This window comes from Clostridium sp. AUH-JLR23 (assembly GCF_964238065.1).
Classification (GTDB): Bacteria; Bacillota_I; Bacilli_A; order Erysipelotrichales; family Coprobacillaceae; genus Allocoprobacillus; species Allocoprobacillus merdigallinarum.
Window position 1 is genome coordinate 1 of record NZ_CAXSKY010000019.1, and the last position, 23,764, is coordinate 23,764.

Below are 23,764 nucleotides of genomic sequence, written 5' to 3' on the forward strand. Positions count from 1 at the left end.
AAACGCCGTGTAGGGAACCCTACGCACGGTGTTGTGAAAGGGGCGAAAGATATTAATTCTTAGCCCCTATTCAATTTCTTGAGGAGTTTCTGGTACTAATTTGGTACTATTGTTTAATTCATCAAGCTTATTAACGAGATGAATTTGTTTATCAGGGTATAAATGACTGTAAGTTTTTAATGTTGTTTCAACGGTATCACCTATACGTTCTGCTATCATGAGTGCACTATAACCTAATTCAATAAGCATGGAAACATGACTATGTCTAAAGGAATGGATGGTAAACTCAGGATTAAGATTTGCTTTTCTTTGTGCGTATTTCAATCGCCCTCTAGCTTTTGTGTAATGATTCATAAAAATATAATCATCATCCTTTGGCTTATAGAGATTATCAATATATTGCTTAATAATATCTACAAGGAATTGAGGAATACTAACATCCCTATAGCTATTGTGCGTTTTAGGAGATGTAATGACATTCTTTTTATTAATACGTTGATATGATTTTGTAATGTGAATAACTCCTTTATCTAAATCTATATCTTTTTTTTGCAATGCAAACAATTCACCCTTTCTCATACCTGTGTAAAAAAGAGTAGAGAATATAGTGTAATCATTATAGTCTTGTACGTTTTCTAATAAAGTTTTCATTTCATCGATAGTATAAATTTGCATTTTTTTGCTTTTATGGCTACCAATGCTTCCAGCTTTAGTACAAGGATTCGTTTTTAAATCATAATATTTTGTAGCGTGATTAAAAATGGCATTTAGTATTCCATTTATCTTTTTTAAATATGCTTCAGAATAGTTTTGGCTTATAAGCTCATTTTGCCATCGTCTTATTATTATGGCAGTAATCTCATTCATTTGATATTGTTTAAAAAAAGGAAGAATCCTTTTCTCGATAATATTGTTTTTAACATGTAATGTCTTTGGTTTCAGTCGAGGCGACATGTCATCTTGATAAAGTTTAACAAAGTTTTCAAATGACATATTAAGATTTGTACTTTGTTGTTCTAGAAAATGTCGTTCAAATTCTTTAGCTTCACGTTGTAATTTGAATCCTCTTTTTTTCTTTTGCTTTTTCTCACCTTTGTAATCAGTATAATAAAACTTACAAAACCAAGTTTTGGTTTTCTTATCATAATATGTTGGCATTGTATTTCGCTCCTTTTCATGTTAAAATTGGAGCATGAAAAATGATTGCTGTGGTAGGTAATTCTTTTTCATGCTGTGCACTCTAGTTGGCGCTGGAGTGCTTTTTTTATTTACTGTAATATTTTTTTAATGCGACACGATACATCGTATCAATTGATTGATCATCTTCTAAATCAAGGTCTAATTCTTTGTTTGTAAAGAGAACTTTGTAAATAATATCTTTCTTATAATTTGGATTATTTGCTTTATATTGATTAATTGTTTCTTCATTCATAAATTGAGATTCATATACAACTTTTTGGTATTGGTATTGTGCATCTTGTAAACTTCTCTTAATGAGAAGATAAGCATCATTACGCAATTGTTCAAATTGAAATTTATCCACTGAAACAAATGAAAGCTTACGAAAATCCTTTAATAATGCATAGAATTCATCGAAAAGTGTATAAATTTTTATTTCATAATCTCCAATTTTTTCATGTTCTTTATCAAAATTTTCTTTCATGTCAAAGAACTTACCAGAATCATATAATAAAATATCTTTTAATTCATCATGTTGTACAGGATAGTAGTTATGATCAAAAAGAAAATCTTCGTTATCTAAGTCAAAAAATACGCTTGGGCAAATAGAGAGTTCATCAGATATTTGTTTGATGACATCTATTTTAGGTTCACGACCATTTTCATAATTTTGATAAGTTGTATAAGGGATATTGAGCCGTCTGGCTAACTCGGCTTTAGATAGACCTTTTTTCTTACGTTCTCTTGCTAATATATCTGAAAAAGTAGCCATATATATGTATTTAACCTCCTTTCTTGAGTTAATTATATCAAATTTGTACAACTTGTAAATAAATATAACTCATTTTGAATAAAAATATATGAAAATTATTTAAAATGAGTTATTTATATTGACAACAACCTAATATATGCTATTATTTAATTGAAAATAACTCAAATTGAGTATAAAAGGAGGTGGGAATATGAAGGTTGATTCAACAAGAATTAAAATCTTACTGATAGAACGTCAATTATCAGTAAAGGAGTTTTGTAAAATCAACAACTTGTCTTATAGTACAATCTCTGCAATATTAAGAGGTCAAAGGATTGGGCAACTCAAAACTATCGGACAAATTGCTGATGCGTTAGATGTAAGTATTGATAGTATATTAAAAGAAGGAGAATAGAAATTATGGAAATTGAAAAAAGTTATTATGATGTATACGATGTAATTAAATTATTAGGAGTTAGTAAAAGTAAAGCTTATGCAGTGATGAGAGAGATGAATGATTATTTAGAAGAACAAGGATATTTAGTTATTTCTGGTAAAGTCCCTGCAAGATATTTTAATGAAAAGTGGTATGGTGGAACACATGCCTAGTTTAAAAGAAAGTGCACTAGCCTATGCTAAAGAAGGGCTACGAGTCTTTCCACTGGCGCCAAACAGTAAAGGAAAGCAAGTTCTTCATTCATGGATAGAAGAAGCAACCACGAATCCAGATACTATTGAATATTGGTGGGATATAAATCCACAATATAATATTGGTATCGTAACAGGTGAAAAATTATTTGTTATAGATGTTGATATAAAAAATCAACATAATGGAATTGAATCTTTAAAACAATATGGAAAAGAATTACCTACCACAAAAATGGTGAAATCTCCCTCTGGGGGATTTCATCTTTACTATTATGATGACCAACAAGGAGTTAAAACACGTACAGGATTGTATGATGGTATTGATATAAGAGGAAAAGGTGGCTACATTGTAGCACCGCCAAGTATGATAGATGGTAATAAATATCAGTTTGTTAATAAAGAACCGGTTGCTAAAATAAATGATGCAATACGAAACTTTTTAAATAGACATAAAGAAAACAGAGAGAGTTCATTTACAAGTCAAGATATCGTTAATGAAGGATGTAGGAACGATTATCTATTTCGTATGGCGTGTTTCTTACAACAAAAAGGATTTAGTGATGTGGCTATCAATGAATGTATTAAAAAAGAGAATGAAGTAAAATGCCAACCACCATTAGAAATTCAAGAAATTGAACGTATTATTCAAAGTACTTTAAAATATAAAAAAGGTTTAGTTCAATTTCGAAACGAAATTGAGTATGAAAGATCGTTTACTTTAACACAACTTTATGCTTCTAAAGATGATGATGAAGATGATATTGTTGAAAATATGATATCGGTAGGTCTAACTCTTTTAGGTGCACCACAAAAGTCAGGAAAAACGTTTTTTGGATTGCAGCTATGTGATGCTATTGTAGAAGGTAAAAATTTCTTAGGAAAGAAAGTACAAAAAGGAACAGCGGTCTATCTTGCTTTTGAAGATAAAAAGACAAAAATCAAAAAAAGATTGCAAAGAATGCAAGTAGACCCAAATGATAAATTTGTTATTGATATTCTAAAGCCGAATCATTTGTATGATCTAGAATTAAGAATTGAACAAGAGCTTCAAAGAAATGCAGATTTAAAACTTGTAGTGGTTGATACATTCCATAAGATAAGAAAATCAAAAGACCGAGATTATGATAGTGAGTATGCTGAAGCGACAGCTTATCATGAATTAGCTTGTAAATATCATATTGCGATTATTTTAATAACACATGTAAAAAAAGAGGTAGATGTCAATCATCCTTTTGATTCAATCTATGGAAGTAGAGGTTTAACAGCCGGGTCTGATTCAATCCTTGTTATGTATAAGAAAAACCATTTATCTAAGACACGACAGTTAGCAATACAAGGGAAAGATATACCAGATGATGAAATGACACTATTACAAAACGATAGTATGATTTTAGAAATCACTGAAAATGAGGATGATGGTGATGTTGATGAGAATGTTATGAAAGTTATTAATTTTATCATTCGAAAAAAAGAATTTATTGGTTCTCATGAAGATTTGTCATCCATTCTTTCACTTTCGCTGACAGGAAGACAGCTTCAAGCTTTACTAGCAAAAAACTGTAATATCCTAGAGTCAACATTTATCTCTTACGAGAAGCAACCACGACAAAATAAAGCAAGACCAATTTGTTTAAGATATCATGGAAATGAAGAAATTTAGTGACAGTGTGACAGTTGTCTGACAATACCTTTTAACCGTCACATCGTCACTCCTTAAATAAGTTAAATTTAAGATTTTATGTATTAGCAAGCAACGTATTTTGTCCCCAAAATACAAAATCAAAAGCTGGTATGACCAGCAAGATTGGAGGTTCATATGAAAAGAAATCATGAAATTAAGATACGATTTAATGATGATGAATTTAAAATCTTAAACAATAAATTAGAAAGAACGAGCTTAAGTAGAGAAGCATTTTCTAGAGCTTGTATATTAGGTAAAGAGATAAAAGTACCACCTGATTTAGAGTATTATAAGTTAAAAAATGAGTTCAATCATATTGGTAATAACCTAAATCAGATAGCAAGAGCATTGAATAATAGACAAGACATATCATTAAAAACCATCGCAGAAACCATCAAGGAATTACGACAAATGATCAAAAATCTTGATGAAAAAGTAAGAGGCTGATCAAAGCAGTAACATCAATTTGGGCTATCCGAGATCGTTTGGATAACGTTATCAAGTATGTTGAAGATGAAAAAAAGACGATGCAAACGCTCTTGGATTACATCAGCCAAGATAATAAAGTTAAACAAAAACAGTATGTAACTTGTCTTAATTGTGATGCATTTGCCCCATTAAAATCGATGCAGATGACCAAGAAATTGTTCCATGATCATAAAAGAATCGTAGCATTTCATGGCTATCAGTCATTTAAAATAGGTGAGGTTGATGCAAATATTGCACATGAAATTGGAGTAAAGCTTGCCCAAAAAGTGTTTGGAAATCGTTTCGAAGTTGTTGTTACCACTCACCTAGACAAAAACCATATTCATAATCATATCTTATTAAATTCAACTTCATTCGTTGATGGAAAACGATTCTGCAATACCAAAAAAGATTACTGGCACATGAGAAATACATCCGATGAACTATGCAAAGAATATGGATTATCAATCATTGAAGATCCATCGTATGATTCAAAAAAGTTGAATTATCATATCATGAAAACCTATATGAATGACATAAAAAAGGATATAGATGCTCTTGTAAAAGAAAGTAATTGCATTAGAGATTTAAAGGATAATATGAAAAAGAAAGGTTATGAATTCGATAGGGTTGATGGAGATGATGTTGTTTATCATCCATATTGCAATGAACCAATCTATCTAAAGTCATTAGGAGAAAAGTATCGTTTTGATGAAATTGAAGAAAGATTGACTGACAAATGGATCCTTCCTCAAAACGTTGAACATATACAAAGCTATTATCGGTGTAAGGAATACTATCAACTTTATAAAAGAAAACAGTTGCCAAAACTTGCCGGAATCCATATTGCTTATCTCATTTCAATTAATATCTTACCTACAAGAAAACAACATATTTCCAAAGAAGCAAGGCAAGCTCTCAAGAAAATGGATCAATATTCTAGAGAAATTGAACTTCTTGCCAAGAACAAGATTGAAGATATCGATCAATTAAATGGCTATCAACAACAAAAACAAGATGAACTTAATGACTTATTAAAACAAAGACAAGGGTGTTATTATCAACGACAACGAGCAAGAACGAAGGATGAAAAAGAAGAATGGTCAGCAAGAGCTAAGTTATTTACACCTGAGATCAAGAAGCTAAGATTAGAAATCAAAGCATGTGAGAACATTAGAAATCGTAGCTTTGATAAAGATATTGAAAGAATTGCACAAAAGAAAATCAAACAAAGAGATGCAAGATAGGAGATAAAATCATGAAAGAAATCAAATATAACAGAGTAGGAGATTATGAAATTCCATCATTAAAACAAGAAAAACCTTTACCAAATTTATCTAGATTTGGAAGAGAGTATCTAAGAATATTAAAAGAAAAACATCCAGGTCATTACCTATCTTAACGAACAAAAGATGAACTGAATGAAGAATTGATTCGTGTTGATAAAGAGTTTAACAAACAATATGAAATTTTTATAGAACAATACAAAGTATCAAGAAACATAACACACGAAAGTTAAAAGAACAAGATCAGATGAAATGATTTCAAGAGATGAATAATAATAAAAGCAATATAGAAGAAACTATTTGGAATAAAATGAATTAAGGTAGGAAAAGTCTACTTTTCGGATAAAAGTAAAAATATGCGATAGTAAGAATTTGTTGTATTTGCGTATTTATAATAGAAAAACATTAAATTAATTATTTTGTAATATCCATAAGTACGTATATCTGAAATTTGTACTAAAATCTCGACAAATGTTACAGTGAGATATATAATTAGAGGGGAATCTAACTATGCTTTTTATCCGCATCCATAAAAAAGATGTAAATAAAAATATAATTATGATTAGTATTCATGATTAGATTTCAGAATAGAGAAAAATTGATTGGTTTATTTTTATAGAGAAGAGGTGAAAAAATTATGAATAGTTTAATAGAAAAACAAGTATCAGAAACAATTACTGAAAATATTTTTCGTGATTACTATGGAGCTAGTACTTTTATTGAAAAAAGTGCTATCCCAAAATCATATGGATTTGTGTCAAAAAAAGGTACTAATTACGATGGATATCCTGATTTTTTTAAAGATATGGGAGATTTTGTAATTATTGTCGAAGCAAAAGCCCTCAAACATTCTAAAGCAGAAGAAGAAGTTTTATTTTATATGAATAATAATTCTATTAAAAATAAGGGGTTAGTGGGAATTGCAGTTTCTGGGCAAGAGCTAAGCCAAATTAAAACAACATACTATTATAAAAGCTCTGTAGATAATAAAATTGCAATGTTTCAAGTTCGTGATAGTTTAATGTCACTAGAAAATATTTCTAAAACATATGTAAAGAAAATTTCAGGGGAGTCCATCTCTGATGAAGAATTAACTCGAATTATCAAACAACTAAATGAAACATTTCATAATAAGGTACGAGATACAGACAGGAGTTTGTTTTTTTCTGGAATACTTATTGCTTTGCGTAATGATGATTTTCGTGCAAATTATAATTCAGTAAGACCACCATCAAAAACTGAACGAGCTACAACATCATTAACACTACTTGAAGCACATAATCTTAATAAACGTTTGCTTGAAGCTATTGATATTGAGCTTAAAGGAAAAGTAAATAATCTTTCTAAAGAATTTAGTTGGCGAGATAGGTTTGCGTTTATCTCTACAATTGACTTTTCATTGGACGATTATAAAAAAATTATTAATCTTATTGAAAAGAAAATATATTATCCTTTTATTCATGATGAAAAACGAGATGTATTGGGAAGAGCATATAAATTATTTTTAAAACGAGCTGGTAAAGTAGAAAATAAAAATATTATACTTACACCTGATCATGTTAAATCACTAATGGTGAAACTGGCTCGATTAGATGTAAATGATGTTATTTTGGATACATGTATGGGTCCAGGTGGTTTTTTAATGGATGCCCTTGAAGTTCTTACAAATTTAGCTGGAGATAATTTAGAAAAAATTGATAAAATTTGTTCTAAACAGATAATTGGATTTGAAATTGATCCTGTTTTATTTGCTCTTGCTTGCTCAAATATGTTTCTTCATGGAGATGGACGTTCAAATCTATTATATAGAAGTAGTTTATTGCATGACAACAGTGAAGCAATAGTGGATAATCATGATGACATTTTGCTCGAATATATTCGTGAGCAAAAACCAACAAAATGTATTATTAATCCACCTTATGAAAATGATAATCCAATTAAATTTGTAAAACAAGCACTTCAATATCTCGAGCCAAATGCTAAGCTGATTGTTATTATGCCAACACCAACTTTAACAAAACATCAAGGTGAAAGAGGATTAACAGAAGAAATACTTCGTTTTGCAAAATTAGATTATGTGATAAAAATGCCGTATAATTTATTTAATGAGCAAGGGCGAACAGTAAATACATCTATTTTCGGATTTACTAAAACTCCACATCATATGGATGATATGGTGATGTTCTATAATCTTGAGAATGACGGATTTGTAAGTATTCAACACAAAGGTCGTATCGATATCAATAATCAATGGAATGATATTGAAAACAATATTCTGGATGTGATTAATAATCGAAGAGAATTAGATGGGATATCTTCTTTACGTTATATTTATAAAAACAAGGAATTAAATTGTTCTGGATGGAAAAATCCACGAGATAGTAAGCATCAACTTGTTAGATTTGATCATATATTTGATTCCGTAAAAGGAACACTTGCTTCAACTAAAAATGTTGATGATGGAAAGTATGATTTTATTACTGCATCAAGTGAGAGAAAAAAACACGATACTTATACACATGATTGTGAAGCTCTTGTATATGCGATTTCAGCGGGAGGTTCTTTAGGAAAAAGTCAGTACATAAGTGGAAAATTCATTGCAAGTAATCTTTGTCTAGTTCTCACTCCAAACAAAGATTATGCTGATATTTATCCAATTAACTTGAAATTTTACAATTGGTATTTAGAAGCAATCAGAAAACAATTAGTTGCAGATTTAGCTGATGGCACATCAAAATTAACAATTCGTGATAGTGAATTAAAATCTTATTATATAGAATATATACCACTTTGCGAGCAAAATGAATTTGTAGAAAAATATATTTATCCTTTAGATGAGATACACAGGAAATTGGATATCATGGAGAATAATTTAACTATGAAACTTAATGAGCTGTTGTAATGATACTCAATAATTTAATTGAAAATACTAATAGTATTTTTCGATGTAGAGATTTATAATTGGCAATTAAAAATGAATAATTTAATAATTAAATTCTAAATTATTGTGGGGATGTGATTTATCCTCACTTTTTTCGATACAATTTTATCATCTGGTCCTGGAGAAATAAAAATGATGAATAAAAAATTATTGCAATTGTATGATATTGAGGATGATGTTGTTGAATCCTTAACGATAGATAATAATGATTCATATTCTGAAATTAATATTTGGATTATAATTTAAATCCTATAACCTATGATGATTGGTCTTCTATTAGAATTATACTTTCGTTAGAGTTGAAAGACATACTCTTCCTATAATTCTATTGATTAATGAGTTTCACTTTTCTAAGAATAGCATGTATTAATATCCTATACTTATTATGAATTTTGAAAATTACCTGATAATTGATAATCCTTGAATAAAAGACAAATGATTTCTGGTTTAATTACTTATTAAAAATCTGTTTAGAGACATGAAAAAAGGTCGAATACAAATGATTAAAACATCGATACAAAATATTGTTAAAATCTAGAAAGAACGTAGAACATGAAGTTTTCAAATATGAAAAGTTGTTAGAATGTCATACAACAGAAAATAAGATATTTGAAACCTTATTTAGTTTGGATGACGAGCTTAAACAAGCATACAATGCTAAAGAAGAAGTCGTTAACGTTGACAAAAGAAAAGAGTTTAGTGGTGTAATTAAAAGGTTCTGATATACACAGGTTTAAGAAAGCATAGGTTTTGTAAAAATACTTGAACACTGGAATCGAGAAATACTCAATTGAATTATCTAGCGCAATGGCAAACGTATATCCAATGGCCTATGTGAAGGGAAGAACAACTATGTAAAGAAGCTTTTATTCAAGGCAAATGGTAGACAAATTTCTAATGTCAAATAAACAGAATTTAATATTCTCAAAACAAATATGATAAGCATACAATGCATGAACAAACAAAATCAAATGTATCGTTAATCCCAGAGGTGCCAATAAATAATAGAGGAAAATATGGACTAGATATTATCCTAATTTTTTCTCAAAAATACCTGATATATAAAAAGGAATACTGATTTTTCATCAATATTCCTCTTAATATTTTGAACGAATTAGAGTACCAAAACTTTTTGGTCACGGAGATGCAAATTTGTATTACATATTTTATTTTTAATTTATATATTTTAAATTGTTGATTATAGGAGAACATGACTTCGACACAATAGCTCTGTATATAAACTATTAAATATTATAGTTTTAAAAAGTCAACAATATTATATCAAGAGGGTATCAAATACAATTATAGATAAAGAGAAAAGTAATAATATGAATAATTCATTAAGATTTAATATCCTTTTTCCATGTTTGTTTTATCAGAGCAGAAAGTAAAATTGAAAATATTAGTAGAATCAAAATATATCCTCCCCACATAGCTAGTTCTGAGTGGGAACTACACCATACATTAAAGCCTGAATCAATATTTTCTTTACGTACGTAATAAGTCCATAGACTGCCTGCTAAGATTGTTACTATAATCAAATCACTCCACCAAATGATAGGATATTTCTGGATGATATTAGCATTTTGTTCTGAGCTCGATTTAAAATTCAATCCAGTCATTTTTCCAACGCAAAATAAGAAAACAAATATCATATTCAGAATACATAATCCCCAAACAGAACCAATAATGATAATTTTTAATAAAGGAATTTCATGGTTAGAAAATATATTTCCAATCGAACTAATACTACCAAATACCAAAAATGCTAATGCAGTAAAAATACTTACCATAGTAAGAAGTTGTGCATTCATATCTTTTATGAGATTTTCTTTGAAAGGTTCTATACTTTTATTAAATTTTCTTACATATTCTTCATCAGTTTGTTTCAAGCCACTATACTGTGTTTGTGCTAAGTTTACATGATCCCATATTTTTATAAGAGTTTTTTCTGTATCCTCAAATATTTTTTTATATTCTAATTGAACTGTTTGTGATTTTTTTTCTTTATATTCAGATGTACCGGTATAAGCAACAATTTTATCAATATTAGAAATCATTGTTCCTAAATCATTCATTGCTTTTTCAGGTGTATGCTCGTTATAAAGAGCATACACCACATTGCTTATCTGAGAATATAAAAGTCTATCATAATTTTTAATATATTGAAAAATTTTATCATATGTTTTTTTTTCATCGAATTGATTGCTATCTGTATATAATAAATCACAAATTTCAGTCATTTTTTCAGACATTTCTTCTGTAATAACTCTATCGTCAATCGTAAATTCTACCTGGTTGGTAGTTTTATTAATTTTAATATTAATTGAGGACATATTTTAATCCTCCTGAAAATATTTTTTTATACTTTTAATAGTAATTTCATTATTTTTATTTGGTTCATATGCCATTATCCAAGGAGTCTGGTTATGTGTAATCTCAACAAGAGCTGATGCAGAATATTCGGCACATTCATCAATGACTCCATTTAAAAGTGTTTTATCAGTTGGAGAAATTAGATGAGAAATTTGTGATTTTTTAATACAAGGTATATTACCACTTCCAAACATTCTATATTTGTAATAAACCACTGGGACGACTGGTCCAAAATCCCAAGCCAGAATTTTTTCAGAAAAACATGGTTGATTCTTTGAAATTAAAAATTCTGCTTGTATAAAATATAATATTTTTTGTAATTTTAAGTTGCTAATTGTTTTATTTGTAGAATTACATCTTTCAATAATATAACGAGCAATATCTAAAGCCATATACATAATTGGTTATCCTCACATTCTAAGTATATTTTTAATAGTGTATACATTTGTATAATATAATTATAGCATATTTGTCAAGAATTAATTCTAAAAATAGCAGAATATAAAGAAAAAATAATATGTTCATCAAAAAAGAGTCGAATAATATTTTGGTATAAAGGTAATCAATTGGATGGTATAATATGTTGTATGTAGGGTTAGAAAAATAGGCTTCACTTATACTTTATAAAAAATGTAGTCGCTAAAATTAGTAATACAGTAAGATAGGTAAGACGTCATAATACGTAAATCTAGATTAAAAGCAAAAATATCGAAAATGAAAATCTTAAGTTGTTTATTTATAAATCTAATCATAGAAGGGTATATCCCTAGAATTGAAATTAGTTAACATCTGATGTTGCTTTGAATACAGAGAAAATATAAATTTTATATTAGAGGAAATAGAATATTCTAGAATGAATACCTATCATTAGGAAAAATTTAAAGGTGTATAACAGCGTTTGTAAGTCAAGTGAAACATCTCTCTAGTGGTAATTATACCATCGGGATGTCTCTATAGTAATTCAAAGTAAGACAAACTTAACTATTTCTATAAGTTGATGGTACTATTTTGGTACTAAGATGTTCTGTAAATAAAAATAATCTGCAGAAACTAAGATAAAATTACACTAAATACAGCCATAAAAATACTTAATAAAACTAAAATATATTCAAACTTATCATACGTTGGTGAATAGAAAGAAAAAAAGCCCATATAATCAGGGAATTTTGAAGTTAAAATGTAAGCTAGTGGCAAACTGGTGGCACTTTTAAAGTGATTTTTAACTTAATATGATATGTTTTTTTAGAAACTACGGAAGCTATTTCGTAGTTTTTTTGTTGTTTCTTACACCATCTCCTCAATATGTCGTAGGAAAGGACTTATTTTGTTACCGGAGCGTATAAAGTCAGCTTGAAACTTTATATAGCATATGTGCTCATAGATGGGAATTTATACTATGATAAATGACAATATTATGTCGATATGGATGAATATAAGAAATATCATCAATAAAGAAGATTTTTTCATGAAAAAAGGAGTCCAGATTGTCTGGATTCCTTTTTAGAACAAATCAGAATGTGTACCTGTTCTAACCAATGCAAGTGTCAATTCACCTTTTTCTATTCTATAAATGAGAAGCCAATCAGGCTCAATATGGCATTCTCTAAAGTTTCTATAATGGCCTGTCAATTCGTGGTCACGATATTTTTCATCAAGTGGACGCTGATTAGCCAGTTCATTAACAACGTATTTCAGCTTTGCCAAATCCTTTCCACGTTTCTTCATTAGCTTATAGTCTTTTTTGAAGGTATGATGATACCTGATTTTAAGCATCTAAATCATCGAATAATTCATCCACAGTATCAAATGATTTGCTGAGATTCTGATTGTTTGCTGTTTCATCAAGAATCTTAAGAGTATCACTGTTATATAGAGAAACATCAAAAGGTATTCTGCGTTCTCTACACATTTTTTTAATAAAGATTGTCAATGCAGTCGTTGGATTCAAACCTAGTTCTTCACATATCTTTTCGAAATCTTTCTTGACTGAATCATTGATTCTGAAGCTCATCTGTGCCATGTTTCATTCGCCTCCTTCTCTCACCATCATTATATCAAAATGTAATTCGTTGTCAATACATTGAACTACATTGATAGTATACGCAGTTTCAACCATTTTATGCACTATCTCATATCATTATTCATTATGGTAGTATATCTTTAATTGTTTATATACATGATTCATTTATTTTTGTTATAGTTTAAATAATTATGTTATAAATTGGTCTATAAAATAAAATTTTTATATAAACAAAGATATATTTATGGATGAATGAAAGAATGTTTGTAAAATAAAAGTAATCATATATTGATGCGTAATGAGATTGAAGAGAAGCTATAACAAAATAAATATGATAGCTAAATATAAAAAAATGAAGAAAATCAGTACAAAATACTGCACATAAAGAATATATTACGAATAATCAAGAAGCATTATACTGGGCATTAAAGACAGGGATATCAGAAGCTTTTTGACCTTCATCAAAACAAAGAAGTACTGATGAATGGGCTAATTCTGGATTTGGGCTTTATATGGTTAGTGAAATATGTAAAAAATTAAACGGAAGCTTTTGTATCATAAGTGGTGAAAATTATCTGCTTGTAGATAATCAAGGCACTGAAACAGGCGAAACATCATTTCATGGGACAACTATTAGAATTTGTATATCTTCTAAGGAAATATCTAATGCTCAAAAGATTATTTCAGAAATTTGTTCACAAGGAGAAAATGAAGCCAAAACAATGAGAACAGCTTTTCAAACTGCATCAACTCCATCTAAAGGATTAATAGAACATTTGAAATATAAAAAGTAAATCATTTCAAAACTATGATGAAAATGACAGTATTTATTTCATAACGATAAATATATATTAGAATCTATACCTGTATGAACTAGCATAAGGGTTAGTTCTTTTTTTATAAAAAGACAGTCAGGTTTGATATAACATTCTCTATAATTTTTACAATAGTTAGTTGATAATCACGATATTTTTATCTCTTTATATTGTAGGTATTTAAAATTGAAATTGAACGATATTTTTATATGGGCTATGCGTTTATAGAATAACAGTATTAAATTTTGATATTGTACTTTTCTCAAAGAATTTCTTAAAATATATGTAGAGAAATAGAAATGAGGTGTCAAAGTGGAATATTTAACTTTAAATAACAACATGAAACTACCAAAACTAGGTTTTGGAACAATTGCTCAATCAGGAGATCAAATCATTGATAATGTGAGCTTTGCATTAAATCATAGCTATCAGCTTATTGATACAGCGAATAGATATGGCAATGAAGTTGAAGTTGGACTAGGATTAAAAAAATCTGGTAAAAAACGTGAAGACTATTTTATAGAAACAAAGTTAGGTCCAACATTATATGAAGATGATCATGCGATTGATGAGACTTTAAAAAGAATAGGTGTGGATTATATTGATGTTATGTTATTACATCATCCAGTGAATAATTATATCTATGCTTATAAAATGCTAGAAAAAGCATATAAAGAAGGAAAAATTAAAGCTATTGGAATTTCTAACTTTCCAGTCGAAAAAATCCAGGAAATATTAGACCAATGTGAAATTGTACCAGCACTTATGCAGGTTGAATGTCATCCATATTATCCAGCTGAAGCTGTGAAAGAGTTTTGTGATCAACACAATATAGCTTTACAGTCATGGTATCCTTTAGGCCATGGAAATACAGATATGTTGAATGATGAAGTTTTTGTTGATTTAGCAGACAAATATCAGAAAACACCAGCTCAAATCATTTTAAGATGGCATATACAAATGGGATTTGGATTAGTGCCTGGAAGTCGCTCACAGGAACATATCAAAGATAATGCAGATATTTTTGACTTTACTTTAACTGATGAGGATATGGCTCATATTGCAAAAGTGAATAAACATGAGCCATTCTATAAAGTGACTCCAGAATCACTCCAAATGTTAGCAACTACAAAATGTCATTTTGAAGAATAGAGGTGGAAGCAATGGAATATGTCACATTAACAAACGGATTAAAAATGCCAATGGTAGGCTTTGGTGTTTTTAGAGTTCCTGATAAAAAAGAATGTCAGGAATCAGTATATCAGGCCATTAAAGCAGGATATCGTTTAATAGATACAGCGGCTTCTTATACAAATGAAGATGCAGTAGGACAAGCTGTCAGACAGGCTATTGATGAAGGTATTTGTCAACGAGAAGATTTGTTTATTACTTCTAAATTATGGGTTCAGGATATGAAAAACTATGATGCAGCCCGTTATGGAATTGATGCTTCATTAAAAAAGAGTGGTTTAGAATATATTGATTTATATTTATTGCATCAGGCCATGGGAGATTATTTTTCAGCATGGAGAGCGATGGAAGATGCTTATAAAGAAGGAAAGTTAAAAGCTATTGGTGTTTCTAATTTTTATCCTCATGTTTTAACCAATTTCTGTGAAACAGTCAAAATCAAACCAATGGTCAACCAAGTTGAATTACATCCTTACTTTACACAGGAAAAAGCTTTAGAAACAATGAAACAGTATGATGTCATTCCTGAAGCTTGGGCACCACTTGGTGGAGGAAGATATAATCCATTTGAAGATGAAATGCTATTAGGGATTGCAAAAAAATATCAAAAATCTGTTGGACAGGTATTACTCAGATGGAATGTTCAAAGAGGTGTTGTTGTGATTCCTAAATCAACACATATTGAAAGAATTATTGAAAATATTGATATTTTTGATTTCCAATTAAATGATACTGAAATGAAGCAGATTGCATCATTAGACATGGGATATTCAGGTTCAAGAACAAAACATTTTGATCCAGAATTTGTCAAAACTGTACTTGATAGAAAAATACATGATTAAAAAGTATAATATCAATAAAAGAGTTTATAAATACTTCAATTGTTATTTATAAACTCTTTTATCATAAAATAAATAATGAAAAGTATCAGTTTGATATGATGAAAAGGAAATAGAAATATTGAAAAAATGAAATCGTGAATAAAATATATTGAGATGATTTTAAAGATGATTGACTTCTTTTTTTAATAATTCTAGAAATGTTTCTGCTTGTTTGGAAAAAACATGATATTTTTTCCAGGCTATGTGAATACCATCTTCAAGTCGTGGTAAGAGAGGTCTAAAACAGAGAGTGCTCTTTTCATCAAGATGAATAATATTATCAAAAGTTAAGGCATATCCTCCATCTTCTTCAACAAGCAAAGCAGAATTGTTGATAAGATTATAAGTCACTTTAATATTCAATTTTCTTTCATTACCACCAATCCATCCTGCCAACTCATTTTTGACTATATTTTGATCTGATAAGATAATAGGTTTATCTTTTAATAATTGTGGTGTAATCGCTTCGTATTTGGCGAGGGGATCGTCTTTTTTCATGAGAACGCCCATAGTTTCTTTGCCTGGTAAAGTAAAATAATCATATTGAGAAAGGTTAACTGGGTCAAAAAAGATACCAAAATCTAATAAGCCACTATCCAATTTATCAGCGACATCTTGCGCATTACCGCTGAAGATGTGAAAATGCACTTGAGGATATATTTTTTGCATAGAGGCAATCACTCTCATAACCAAACGCATAGAAGCACTCTCGCCTCCACCAATATAAATATCACCTGAAAGATCATCTTGTTCTTTTGATAATTCACGTTCAGCTTTTTGTGTCAGATTGATAATTTCTTGAGCATATTGTTTTAATAAAATCCCATCTTTGGTTAATGTGATTTTTCGATTACCGCGAATAAATAATTGTTTTTGAAATTCATCTTCCAATTCTTTCATTTGTCTTGAAAGTGTTGGTTGTGTAATATGGAGGACTTCTGCTGCTTTAGAAATACTTTCTTCTCGTGCGATTGTTAAAAAATATTGTAAGACTCTTATTTCCATCATTGATCACCTGTTATTATTATATCTTGTCTTCCTATGCTTAACAAGTATAGGAAGATATAAAATATAAGTATTTGATATATGAAAAAATGATTTATATAATGTTGGTAAATAGAAAGGAGAGAAGAAATGGCTGCATTATCAACATTATTTCCCGTATTTTTTATGATTGGATTGGGAGCTTTGGCTCGAATGAAAAAATGGATTACGCCTGAACAGAAAGATGGCGCAAATCATATAGTTTTTAATATTCTGTTTCCTATTATGATTTTTAATATTTTATTAACTGCAAAAATAGAATCATCAGTGATATGGATTATTCTTTATGTTTTTATTGCTTTTATATTGACTATGGTTATTGGAAAATTATTAAGTGGATTGACTGGCAAAAAATTTGCTCATATTTCACCATATCTATTAACAACAACAGAAGGTGGTAATGTGGCTTTACCATTATATACATCTATTGTAGGATTGAGCTATGCCAGTAATACAGTTATTTTTGATATTGCTGGAAGTTTTATAGCTTTTATTGTGATGCCTGTTATGGTTGCGAAAACAACTGCTAGTCATACAAGCGTAAAAGAATTATGCAAAACTATATTTACAAATTCGTTTGTTATAGCAGTCTGTTTAGCTTTGATTTTGAACTTAACTGGGTTTTACACGTATCTTAGTCATACACCATTTATTGAGATTTATACAAATACAATGACACAGGCAACTGCACCAATTGTGGGAATGATCTTATTGATTATAGGGTACAATTTAAAAATAAAAAAAGAAACATTGCCATATCTTATGAAATTGCTTATCGTTCGATTTGTATTATTTGCAGGAATCATTGCTGGGTTCTTTATCTTATTCCCTCACATGATGGCAGATAAAATATATATGATAGCAGTATTGATTTATTTTATGAGTCCAACTGGTTTTGCGGTACCAATGTTAATATCACCACTTAATCAATCAGAAGAGGATGCTGATTTTCAATCTGCTTTTATCTCACTATATATGGTGATTACACTTATTGTTTATAGCGTGATAGTTGTATTTATATATTAAGTATTAAGAAGAGTCTGATTTGACTCTTTTTTTGTTGAAAGGTAAATCAACATGAAAAAAGGATATTGTATGTTCAAATAAAACATAGTAAAAAAATTTGTATAAAGAAAAAACCCACTGAGGGGTTTTGAATGAGATTGTTTAAATTATGATTTTCTCCAGTTATTTGAAAAAGTTTTATGCTGTGTTTCTACAATACCCCTATGACCATGGATTTCACATTGATCTAATGCTCTCTGTAATTCATTAAATTCTTCATCAGTTAATTCCACATTCCATGCACTTAAGTTTTCAATGATTCTTTCTTGATTTTTAGAACCTGGAATGGGCACAACATTTGGATATTTCTTTAACATCCATGCTAGAGAAATCTGTGCTGGTGTCGCTTTCTTTGCATCTGCAAATTTATTTAATATATCTAATATAGGTTGATTGCCAGCAATGTTTTCTTTTGATAACTGAGGAACAAAGTTTCTGACATCATCTGTTTTTTCAAACTCTGTTTGTGTTGTGATCTTACCACTTAAAAATCCTGATGCAATGGGAGAAAAAGGCACAACACCTATATTGTTTTCTAAGCAATAAGGAAAGATTTTGTCTTCGCAGTCTCTTTCTAAAATATTATAAAGATTCTGTACAGCTGTTACGGGTGTAATCTTATGTGCTTTATCTAAGGTATCCACATCAACCTGTGATAATCCCCATCCTTTTATCAATCCTTCATCAATGAGTTTTCCCATCACAGAAGCAACATCTTCAACAGGAACTAATTCAGTAATACGATGTAAATAATATAAATCTACATAATCAGTTCTTAATCTTTTTAATGATTTTAATAAATGACCCTTAATTAAATCATAAAGATTCATATTTTCAGAAACTTCTTCATCATGAATATGAAGTTTTGTAGCTAATACAACTTCATTTCTAAATGGTTCTACAGCTTCACCAAGAATGTCCTCATTATGACCTTCCCAATATAAGTCACGACCATAGGTTTCAGCAGTATCAAAGAATGTACAACCAAATTTATAAGCCTTTCTAATTGCCTCAATACTGTATACTCGATCTGGAATTTGCCCATAACCATGAGAGAATCCCATACATCCCATACCAATAGGTGATACTTCTAATTGACCAATTAATCTTTTATTCATTTGTATTCCTCCTTTATTTTCAATCAAATTATATATGAGATTATTGATTCATAGAAGGACAAATATGTTATAATAGTATTAACCTTTTAGTTCAAAGAGGAGAATGAATATGTATAATAAATATCTGCCTATTTTTATTATTGTAGCCAATTGTGGGAGTTTTTCTAAAGCTGCTGAAAAGCTTTATATTTCACCTAATGCTGTGATTAAACAAATTAATCATTTAGAAGATGATTTGGATATTGTTTTATTTGATAGAAGTCATCGTGGATTAACTTTAACAGAAGAAGGAAAGTATATTTATGAAAAAGCCCAATATCTAATGCAATTTTCTGATGAAGTGTTGAAACAGGCGAAAGAATTGAAAAAGCATCGAGTTGAAGATATTGTCATTGGAACATCACCTTTACGCCATTTTACGCCTTATATTCAAGCTATCAAGACATTGAAATCTCAATATCAGGATTTTAATATGAACATTGTATCATTTAGTGATCAAAGGGAACATTTTGAAAATTTATTAGATCATTTAGGAGATGATATAGATTGCTTTTTTGGCATTTATCCTTCTTCTCATTTTAAACAGCGAGCTCATATTTTACATATAAGAAATTATCCTTTATGTATAAGTGCATCTATTAATCATCCTCTAGCAATCAAAGAAAGTTTAAACTTAGAGGATTTGAATGGATATAAAGTCATGATTGTGGAAAGAGGCGATACAGATTATATTGATGAATTACGTAATGAAATAGAAAATGAATATCCAGATATTGAAATTATCAATGTTCCTGCCTATGATATTGATACATTTAACTTATGTGATCAAATGAATGGTTTGATGTTATCAGTTGATTTATGGAAAAATATTCATCCCTTACTTGTGAATATCCCTTTAAATACAAAATATTATGTTCCTTATGGATTAATGTATCCTTTGTATCCATCACAAAAGATAGTCAATTTTATTGAAGGATTTCAAAAAATATTAGAAGAAACAAAACATTCTCTATAAAACGTATTGATTGATATAGGATGTTTGAAGATCGGTGTGAATTAGATTCAAGTACATATATCATGAAAGGAGGATCAAACATGTATAACCATCAATTAGATACTTTTATTAAGGTTGCTGATGCGGGAAGTTTCTCCAAAGCATCTGAACAATTGTATATATCGACAAATGCTGTTATGAAACAAATCAATTCTTTAGAAGGACGTATTGGAACTCCATTATTTCATCGCACATATAAGGGCTATCATTAACACCCGCTGGTCAATCTTTATATCGAGATGCAAAATATATTATTCAGTATTCAAAGGATGCAGTTATAAGGGCACTAGAAAAAGCCCAGGATCAACAACATGTTTTAAGAATTGGAACTTCTTTTACAACACCAGTAGATTATTTATTTCACTTATGGTCAGAGATTTCAAAGATACAGCCACAATTAAAATTTGAACTGGTTTCTTTTGAAAATAGCCTTGAAAATGCCAGAGAAATTATGGGACATTTTGGACAAAAAATTGATTTTGTAGCAGGCATTTATAGTGAAAACTTATTAAGAGAAAGGCATTATATTTTTTTATTGATAAGTTACTCATCATAGTGAACATCTTGATATAAATCATTATGATATATTTCAGCATTGTTACCTAGAAAAGCTTGGCTTGCATAAATGTCATCTTGTAATTGCCACATTAACCATGCTGTAACATATCCATCTGCTGAATATAACATCTCTCCGTGATCAGCCTCTTTTCTTCGCATCATCACTTTTGGTGAAGGAATTTTATCATACATTTGTTGCATGGCCTCTAAAGGAATAACAGCTTTGGTTTCAAAATCACCTTCTGTTCCTGCAATCATGAATAGGGGAATAGAAATTTGAGTGAGATCATAGAACCATCCCAAATCATGAGCCATTTTTTCATGAGTGGGTGATAAAGCAATAGCTGTTTTATAAATCTGTTGATGTTTTGTATGAGATATAGCAGTCAATACACCAGCACCACCTTGAGAATGACCCGTTAGACCAATGTGTTTCAAATCAATATGATGGTGGAGAATATGATTTTGATCTTCATTAATTTTTATTAAGTAGTCAATTGTTTCATCAGCTGATAAACCAAATCCTGTGCTTGGATCATCATTGCCAATGACAATAAATCCCCATGAAGCCAAATGCTGAAACAAAGCAGGATATTTTTTAGGTAAAACACCAGTTCCGTTTAATATAACGACAACAGGATATGGTTTTTGTGTCTTTTTTAATTCTTGTGGATAATAGATATGGAAATACTTTGTGAGTTCTGTTCCTTTTTCTTTTTGATATGAGATATCATTTGGGCCTAATTGAAGATATTGAGCTTCTATTGAGCCACCTGTTTTAATAGTCTTTGTATAATTGGTTGGAACAGATGGAATTGTAGACATTAATAAAAGTAAACAACCAACAAGTAATATTAAAATCAAAAGAATTATAGCTATTATTTTTATCATATTTTTAATCATTTATTTACTGACTCCTCTACAGGTATATATTTATCTAAATAAGCTTCTACTGTTTGCATATATTGATAATAGATTTTATTGTCATTTTGTAAGCCATGTCCGGAATGTTCAGCTACAAAGTATTGATAATCAACATGATGATCTTGATAGGCTTTTAATAAACGTTGTGAACCTTTAAAAGGTTGTACTTTATCATATTTTCCATAAGCAACAACACTTGGTACGGTTTCTTCGTTAATCCACATGAGAGCTGAAATAGGTTTGACTTTTTCAAGATATGTCTGATCTTGAATCATTTCAGATGTGATTTGTGTCCCAGACATGACACTGAATAATTCGGCTGCACCTTGTCTGGCTTCATCTGTATTTTGATCAAATCCATATATATTCCAATCTTCTTTGTAAAAGCTTGATGGACCTACAGCACCAAAGAGCAATTGAATGGGAACAGGGGATGTTTTGGCATCACGATAAGCATAAATCATCGCAAGAGTATGTCCTGCTGATCCCCCGGCAATTGCCATTTGATCAATGGAATAACCATATTGTTTGGCTTGTTCAATGATATGAGGAATAGCGTCTTTGATTTCTAGAGATTGTGTATAGACATTGGCATCAGGATTGTCTTCATTAAAAAGAGTATAATTGATCCCTGCTGCCACATATCCTTTGGAACAAAGCCATGATAATACATCTTTATCTCCTGATTTGTCTCCAGAGGTAAACCCTCCAGCATGGAGATAAACAACCAATCCATAATGTTTTTTTGTCTGATCATGAGGTAAATACATATCAAATCGGTTTGATTCTTTTTCGCTATAAGATAAATCAGTATACAATGTTCCAACTTCTGGTGTCATTTTCACTTCATAATTTTTGGCCCATGAAGGTTTTAACACAACTTTTGAACCTATTCCTAGTAAAAAACAAACGACAAATGTCATTATGCATATAAATATAAACATTTTGCGTCCTCCCTTTTTTAAACTCATAAAAAGTTTCCTCCAAATAATGTACCACCTAAAAGTAAGTTTAAAATAGTTCTCAATGCTAATCTTCCTAATACAAAAGCCATAATAGCAATAATCAAAAGAATCATTATACGTGTTTTTGTTAAAGTCATATGTTCTCCTTTCGTTTCTATCTTGACAAGATCGTTTTTATTTTGTTAAAATTCTGATGAAACAAGTGTATCATGGTTGGTTGGCTTATTCAAGTTATTTAAAAAAATGATACGAAAAGGAGGATTGTGTTACATCATGTATAATGATGAAAGAAATCAATATGTCAAAGTGGCAATGACAAAAGCATTATTAGAACTTTTAAATACAAAAAATTTAAAGGATATAAAGATTAGTGAAATTACTGAAAAAGCTCAAGTTGGGAGAGTTTCTTTTTATCGTAACTATAAAGATAAAGAAGATATTTTAAAACAATATCTTGACAAAATTATCAAAGAATGGAAGCTGCAAGATCAAATGCCTTTTGAATTGATTATGAAAACTTTATTTGAACATTTGGTGGCTTATAAAGATTTTTATATTTTACTTTATCAAAAAGATTTATTTTATTTATTTAGAAATACTTTAAAAAAATTAATGATTCAAGATAATCAATTATCTAATCCAGAAGCCTATGCAGTCGCTTATATGACTTATGGTATTTATGGCTGGATTAAAGAGTGGATTGCACGAGGCATGCAAGAAAGTCCGGATGATATTTATGTTTTTATGGAAGTACAAAAAAACAGATAAATCTCATATATAAAAGGAAAGTTCTTATGTT

Annotated in this window: 25 protein-coding genes; 14 read left to right on the forward strand and 11 right to left on the reverse strand. The window is 29.6% G+C overall.

All coding sequences use genetic code 11. The features are described from left to right. Window positions 1-66: 66 nt before the first annotated feature. Together ACESR5_RS09525 and ACESR5_RS09530 are read right to left on the reverse strand one after the other, a co-directional pair. Window positions 67-1,158: a tyrosine-type recombinase/integrase gene (locus tag ACESR5_RS09525; protein WP_373155275.1), complete on the reverse strand. Its 1,092-nt coding sequence runs from the start codon at window positions 1,156-1,158 to the stop codon at window positions 67-69. Between the two features lie 106 nt (window positions 1,159-1,264). Further along, a complete protein-coding gene (locus ACESR5_RS09530; RefSeq protein ID WP_373155277.1) occupies window positions 1,265-1,951 on the reverse strand; it encodes a helix-turn-helix domain-containing protein in 687 nt (228 codons plus the stop codon). A gap of 190 nt (window positions 1,952-2,141) precedes the next feature. Between ACESR5_RS09530 and ACESR5_RS09535 the strand changes: the two genes are divergently transcribed. The 7 genes from ACESR5_RS09535 to ACESR5_RS09565 all read left to right on the forward strand — a co-directional run bounded on the left by ACESR5_RS09535 (window position 2,142) and on the right by ACESR5_RS09565 (window position 8,915). Next, window positions 2,142-2,345, forward strand: coding sequence for a helix-turn-helix domain-containing protein (locus tag ACESR5_RS09535; protein WP_256197581.1), 204 nt, complete (start codon window positions 2,142-2,144; stop codon window positions 2,343-2,345). 5 nt (window positions 2,346-2,350) lie between these two features. Then, window positions 2,351-2,539, forward strand: coding sequence for a hypothetical protein (locus tag ACESR5_RS09540; protein WP_029482170.1), 189 nt, complete (start codon window positions 2,351-2,353; stop codon window positions 2,537-2,539). Next, window positions 2,532-4,238, forward strand: coding sequence for a bifunctional DNA primase/polymerase (locus ACESR5_RS09545; protein ID WP_373155279.1), 1,707 nt, complete (start codon window positions 2,532-2,534; stop codon window positions 4,236-4,238). The genes ACESR5_RS09540 and ACESR5_RS09545 overlap by 8 nt, the downstream gene beginning before the upstream one ends. Window positions 4,239-4,394: 156 nt before the next feature. Beyond that, the gene (mobC, locus tag ACESR5_RS09550; RefSeq protein ID WP_373155281.1) at window positions 4,395-4,706 is read left to right on the forward strand and encodes a plasmid mobilization relaxosome protein MobC; all 312 of its coding nucleotides are present in this window, start codon (window positions 4,395-4,397) and stop codon (window positions 4,704-4,706) included. An 80-nt stretch (window positions 4,707-4,786) separates the two neighbouring features. Further along, on the forward strand, window positions 4,787-5,974 hold the full coding sequence (locus ACESR5_RS09555) for a relaxase/mobilization nuclease domain-containing protein (RefSeq protein ID WP_373155283.1): 1,188 nt from the start codon (window positions 4,787-4,789) through the stop codon (window positions 5,972-5,974). A gap of 11 nt (window positions 5,975-5,985) precedes the next feature. After that, entirely contained in the window at window positions 5,986-6,129 is a 144-nt protein-coding gene (locus ACESR5_RS09560; RefSeq protein ID WP_373155285.1) for a hypothetical protein, read from the forward strand. A 521-nt stretch (window positions 6,130-6,650) separates the two neighbouring features. Beyond that, window positions 6,651-8,915 (forward strand): N-6 DNA methylase, encoded by a 2,265-nt coding sequence (locus ACESR5_RS09565; RefSeq protein ID WP_373155287.1) that lies wholly within the window; start codon window positions 6,651-6,653, stop codon window positions 8,913-8,915. 1,379 nt (window positions 8,916-10,294) lie between these two features. Here ACESR5_RS09565 and ACESR5_RS09570 read toward each other — a convergent pair. The 4 genes from ACESR5_RS09570 to ACESR5_RS09585 all read right to left on the reverse strand — a co-directional run bounded on the left by ACESR5_RS09570 (window position 10,295) and on the right by ACESR5_RS09585 (window position 13,350). Then, a complete protein-coding gene (locus tag ACESR5_RS09570) occupies window positions 10,295-11,290 on the reverse strand; it encodes a hypothetical protein (protein WP_373155289.1) in 996 nt (331 codons plus the stop codon). Between the two features lie 3 nt (window positions 11,291-11,293). Further along, the gene (locus ACESR5_RS09575; RefSeq protein ID WP_373155291.1) at window positions 11,294-11,728 is read right to left on the reverse strand and encodes a Panacea domain-containing protein; all 435 of its coding nucleotides are present in this window, start codon (window positions 11,726-11,728) and stop codon (window positions 11,294-11,296) included. Between the two features lie 1,102 nt (window positions 11,729-12,830). After that, window positions 12,831-13,103, reverse strand: a complete 273-nt coding sequence (locus ACESR5_RS09580) for a type II toxin-antitoxin system YafQ family toxin (RefSeq protein WP_373155293.1) — start codon at window positions 13,101-13,103, stop codon at window positions 12,831-12,833. Further along, window positions 13,096-13,350 carry a type II toxin-antitoxin system RelB/DinJ family antitoxin gene (locus ACESR5_RS09585; RefSeq protein ID WP_087244239.1) on the reverse strand — a complete coding sequence of 85 codons (255 nt, stop codon included), beginning with the start codon at window positions 13,348-13,350 and terminating at the stop codon, window positions 13,096-13,098. The genes ACESR5_RS09580 and ACESR5_RS09585 overlap by 8 nt, the downstream gene beginning before the upstream one ends. Before the next feature lie 512 nt (window positions 13,351-13,862). Between ACESR5_RS09585 and ACESR5_RS09590 the strand changes: the two genes are divergently transcribed. From ACESR5_RS09590 to ACESR5_RS09600, 3 genes are all read left to right on the forward strand, one after another. Then, on the forward strand, window positions 13,863-14,144 hold the full coding sequence (locus ACESR5_RS09590) for a hypothetical protein (RefSeq protein WP_224762630.1): 282 nt from the start codon (window positions 13,863-13,865) through the stop codon (window positions 14,142-14,144). Between the two features lie 333 nt (window positions 14,145-14,477). Continuing rightward, the gene (locus ACESR5_RS09595) at window positions 14,478-15,317 is read left to right on the forward strand and encodes an aldo/keto reductase (RefSeq protein ID WP_373155295.1); all 840 of its coding nucleotides are present in this window, start codon (window positions 14,478-14,480) and stop codon (window positions 15,315-15,317) included. An 11-nt stretch (window positions 15,318-15,328) separates the two neighbouring features. Beyond that, entirely contained in the window at window positions 15,329-16,198 is an 870-nt protein-coding gene (locus ACESR5_RS09600) for an aldo/keto reductase (RefSeq protein WP_373155297.1), read from the forward strand. 159 nt (window positions 16,199-16,357) lie between these two features. Here ACESR5_RS09600 and ACESR5_RS09605 read toward each other — a convergent pair whose 3' ends face one another. Next, a complete protein-coding gene (locus ACESR5_RS09605) occupies window positions 16,358-17,242 on the reverse strand; it encodes a LysR family transcriptional regulator (protein WP_373155299.1) in 885 nt (294 codons plus the stop codon). Window positions 17,243-17,371: 129 nt separating this feature from the next. Here ACESR5_RS09605 and ACESR5_RS09610 point away from each other — a divergent pair, with 129 nt between their 5' ends. Continuing rightward, window positions 17,372-18,307 carry an AEC family transporter gene (locus ACESR5_RS09610; RefSeq protein WP_373155301.1) on the forward strand — a complete coding sequence of 312 codons (936 nt, stop codon included), beginning with the start codon at window positions 17,372-17,374 and terminating at the stop codon, window positions 18,305-18,307. A 146-nt stretch (window positions 18,308-18,453) separates the two neighbouring features. On the opposite strand, the gene ACESR5_RS09615 is transcribed toward ACESR5_RS09610, so the two are convergent. Continuing rightward, a complete protein-coding gene (locus ACESR5_RS09615) occupies window positions 18,454-19,464 on the reverse strand; it encodes an aldo/keto reductase (RefSeq protein ID WP_373155303.1) in 1,011 nt (336 codons plus the stop codon). Between the two features lie 109 nt (window positions 19,465-19,573). Here ACESR5_RS09615 and ACESR5_RS09620 point away from each other — a divergent pair, with 109 nt between their 5' ends. After that, window positions 19,574-20,479, forward strand: coding sequence for a LysR family transcriptional regulator (locus ACESR5_RS09620; RefSeq protein ID WP_373155305.1), 906 nt, complete (start codon window positions 19,574-19,576; stop codon window positions 20,477-20,479). Between the two features lie 80 nt (window positions 20,480-20,559). Beyond that, window positions 20,560-20,730, forward strand: a complete 171-nt coding sequence (locus tag ACESR5_RS09625) for a LysR family transcriptional regulator (protein ID WP_373155307.1) — start codon at window positions 20,560-20,562, stop codon at window positions 20,728-20,730. 331 nt (window positions 20,731-21,061) lie between these two features. Here ACESR5_RS09625 and ACESR5_RS09630 read toward each other — a convergent pair whose 3' ends face one another. Genes ACESR5_RS09630 through ACESR5_RS09640 form a run of 3 tightly spaced genes read right to left on the reverse strand, consistent with a single transcriptional unit; the run spans window position 21,062 to window position 23,102 of the window. Then, window positions 21,062-21,979, reverse strand: a complete 918-nt coding sequence (locus ACESR5_RS09630) for a serine aminopeptidase domain-containing protein (RefSeq protein ID WP_373155309.1) — start codon at window positions 21,977-21,979, stop codon at window positions 21,062-21,064. After that, window positions 21,976-22,944 (reverse strand): alpha/beta hydrolase, encoded by a 969-nt coding sequence (locus ACESR5_RS09635; RefSeq protein WP_373155311.1) that lies wholly within the window; start codon window positions 22,942-22,944, stop codon window positions 21,976-21,978. Before ACESR5_RS09635 ends, ACESR5_RS09630 begins: the two co-directional genes overlap by 4 nt. Window positions 22,945-22,967: 23 nt before the next feature. Beyond that, window positions 22,968-23,102, reverse strand: coding sequence for a hypothetical protein (locus ACESR5_RS09640; RefSeq protein WP_255374748.1), 135 nt, complete (start codon window positions 23,100-23,102; stop codon window positions 22,968-22,970). A 136-nt stretch (window positions 23,103-23,238) separates the two neighbouring features. On the opposite strand from ACESR5_RS09640, the gene ACESR5_RS09645 reads away from it, so the two are divergent. Beyond that, the gene (locus tag ACESR5_RS09645; protein WP_373155313.1) at window positions 23,239-23,733 is read left to right on the forward strand and encodes a TetR/AcrR family transcriptional regulator; all 495 of its coding nucleotides are present in this window, start codon (window positions 23,239-23,241) and stop codon (window positions 23,731-23,733) included. Window positions 23,734-23,764 lie beyond the last annotated feature (31 nt).

Coding starts and splice junctions, on each gene's coding strand:
- ACESR5_RS09525 (WP_373155275.1), bottom strand. CDS start 1,158: ATGCCAACATATTATGATAAGAAAACCAAAACTTGGTTTTGTAAGTTT.
- ACESR5_RS09530 (WP_373155277.1), bottom strand. CDS start 1,951: ATGGCTACTTTTTCAGATATATTAGCAAGAGAACGTAAGAAAAAAGGT.
- ACESR5_RS09535 (WP_256197581.1), top strand. CDS start 2,142: ATGAAGGTTGATTCAACAAGAATTAAAATCTTACTGATAGAACGTCAA.
- ACESR5_RS09540 (WP_029482170.1), top strand. CDS start 2,351: ATGGAAATTGAAAAAAGTTATTATGATGTATACGATGTAATTAAATTA.
- ACESR5_RS09545 (WP_373155279.1), top strand. CDS start 2,532: ATGCCTAGTTTAAAAGAAAGTGCACTAGCCTATGCTAAAGAAGGGCTA.
- mobC (WP_373155281.1), top strand. CDS start 4,395: ATGAAAAGAAATCATGAAATTAAGATACGATTTAATGATGATGAATTT.
- ACESR5_RS09555 (WP_373155283.1), top strand. CDS start 4,787: ATGCAAACGCTCTTGGATTACATCAGCCAAGATAATAAAGTTAAACAA.
- ACESR5_RS09560 (WP_373155285.1), top strand. CDS start 5,986: ATGAAAGAAATCAAATATAACAGAGTAGGAGATTATGAAATTCCATCA.
- ACESR5_RS09565 (WP_373155287.1), top strand. CDS start 6,651: ATGAATAGTTTAATAGAAAAACAAGTATCAGAAACAATTACTGAAAAT.
- ACESR5_RS09570 (WP_373155289.1), bottom strand. CDS start 11,290: ATGTCCTCAATTAATATTAAAATTAATAAAACTACCAACCAGGTAGAA.
- ACESR5_RS09575 (WP_373155291.1), bottom strand. CDS start 11,728: ATGTATATGGCTTTAGATATTGCTCGTTATATTATTGAAAGATGTAAT.
- ACESR5_RS09580 (WP_373155293.1), bottom strand. CDS start 13,103: ATGCTTAAAATCAGGTATCATCATACCTTCAAAAAAGACTATAAGCTA.
- ACESR5_RS09585 (WP_087244239.1), bottom strand. CDS start 13,350: ATGGCACAGATGAGCTTCAGAATCAATGATTCAGTCAAGAAAGATTTC.
- ACESR5_RS09590 (WP_224762630.1), top strand. CDS start 13,863: ATGGTTAGTGAAATATGTAAAAAATTAAACGGAAGCTTTTGTATCATA.
- ACESR5_RS09600 (WP_373155297.1), top strand. CDS start 15,329: ATGGAATATGTCACATTAACAAACGGATTAAAAATGCCAATGGTAGGC.
- ACESR5_RS09605 (WP_373155299.1), bottom strand. CDS start 17,242: ATGGAAATAAGAGTCTTACAATATTTTTTAACAATCGCACGAGAAGAA.
- ACESR5_RS09610 (WP_373155301.1), top strand. CDS start 17,372: ATGGCTGCATTATCAACATTATTTCCCGTATTTTTTATGATTGGATTG.
- ACESR5_RS09615 (WP_373155303.1), bottom strand. CDS start 19,464: ATGAATAAAAGATTAATTGGTCAATTAGAAGTATCACCTATTGGTATG.
- ACESR5_RS09620 (WP_373155305.1), top strand. CDS start 19,574: ATGTATAATAAATATCTGCCTATTTTTATTATTGTAGCCAATTGTGGG.
- ACESR5_RS09625 (WP_373155307.1), top strand. CDS start 20,560: ATGTATAACCATCAATTAGATACTTTTATTAAGGTTGCTGATGCGGGA.
- ACESR5_RS09630 (WP_373155309.1), bottom strand. CDS start 21,979: ATGATTAAAAATATGATAAAAATAATAGCTATAATTCTTTTGATTTTA.
- ACESR5_RS09635 (WP_373155311.1), bottom strand. CDS start 22,944: ATGTTTATATTTATATGCATAATGACATTTGTCGTTTGTTTTTTACTA.
- ACESR5_RS09640 (WP_255374748.1), bottom strand. CDS start 23,102: ATGACTTTAACAAAAACACGTATAATGATTCTTTTGATTATTGCTATT.
- ACESR5_RS09645 (WP_373155313.1), top strand. CDS start 23,239: ATGTATAATGATGAAAGAAATCAATATGTCAAAGTGGCAATGACAAAA.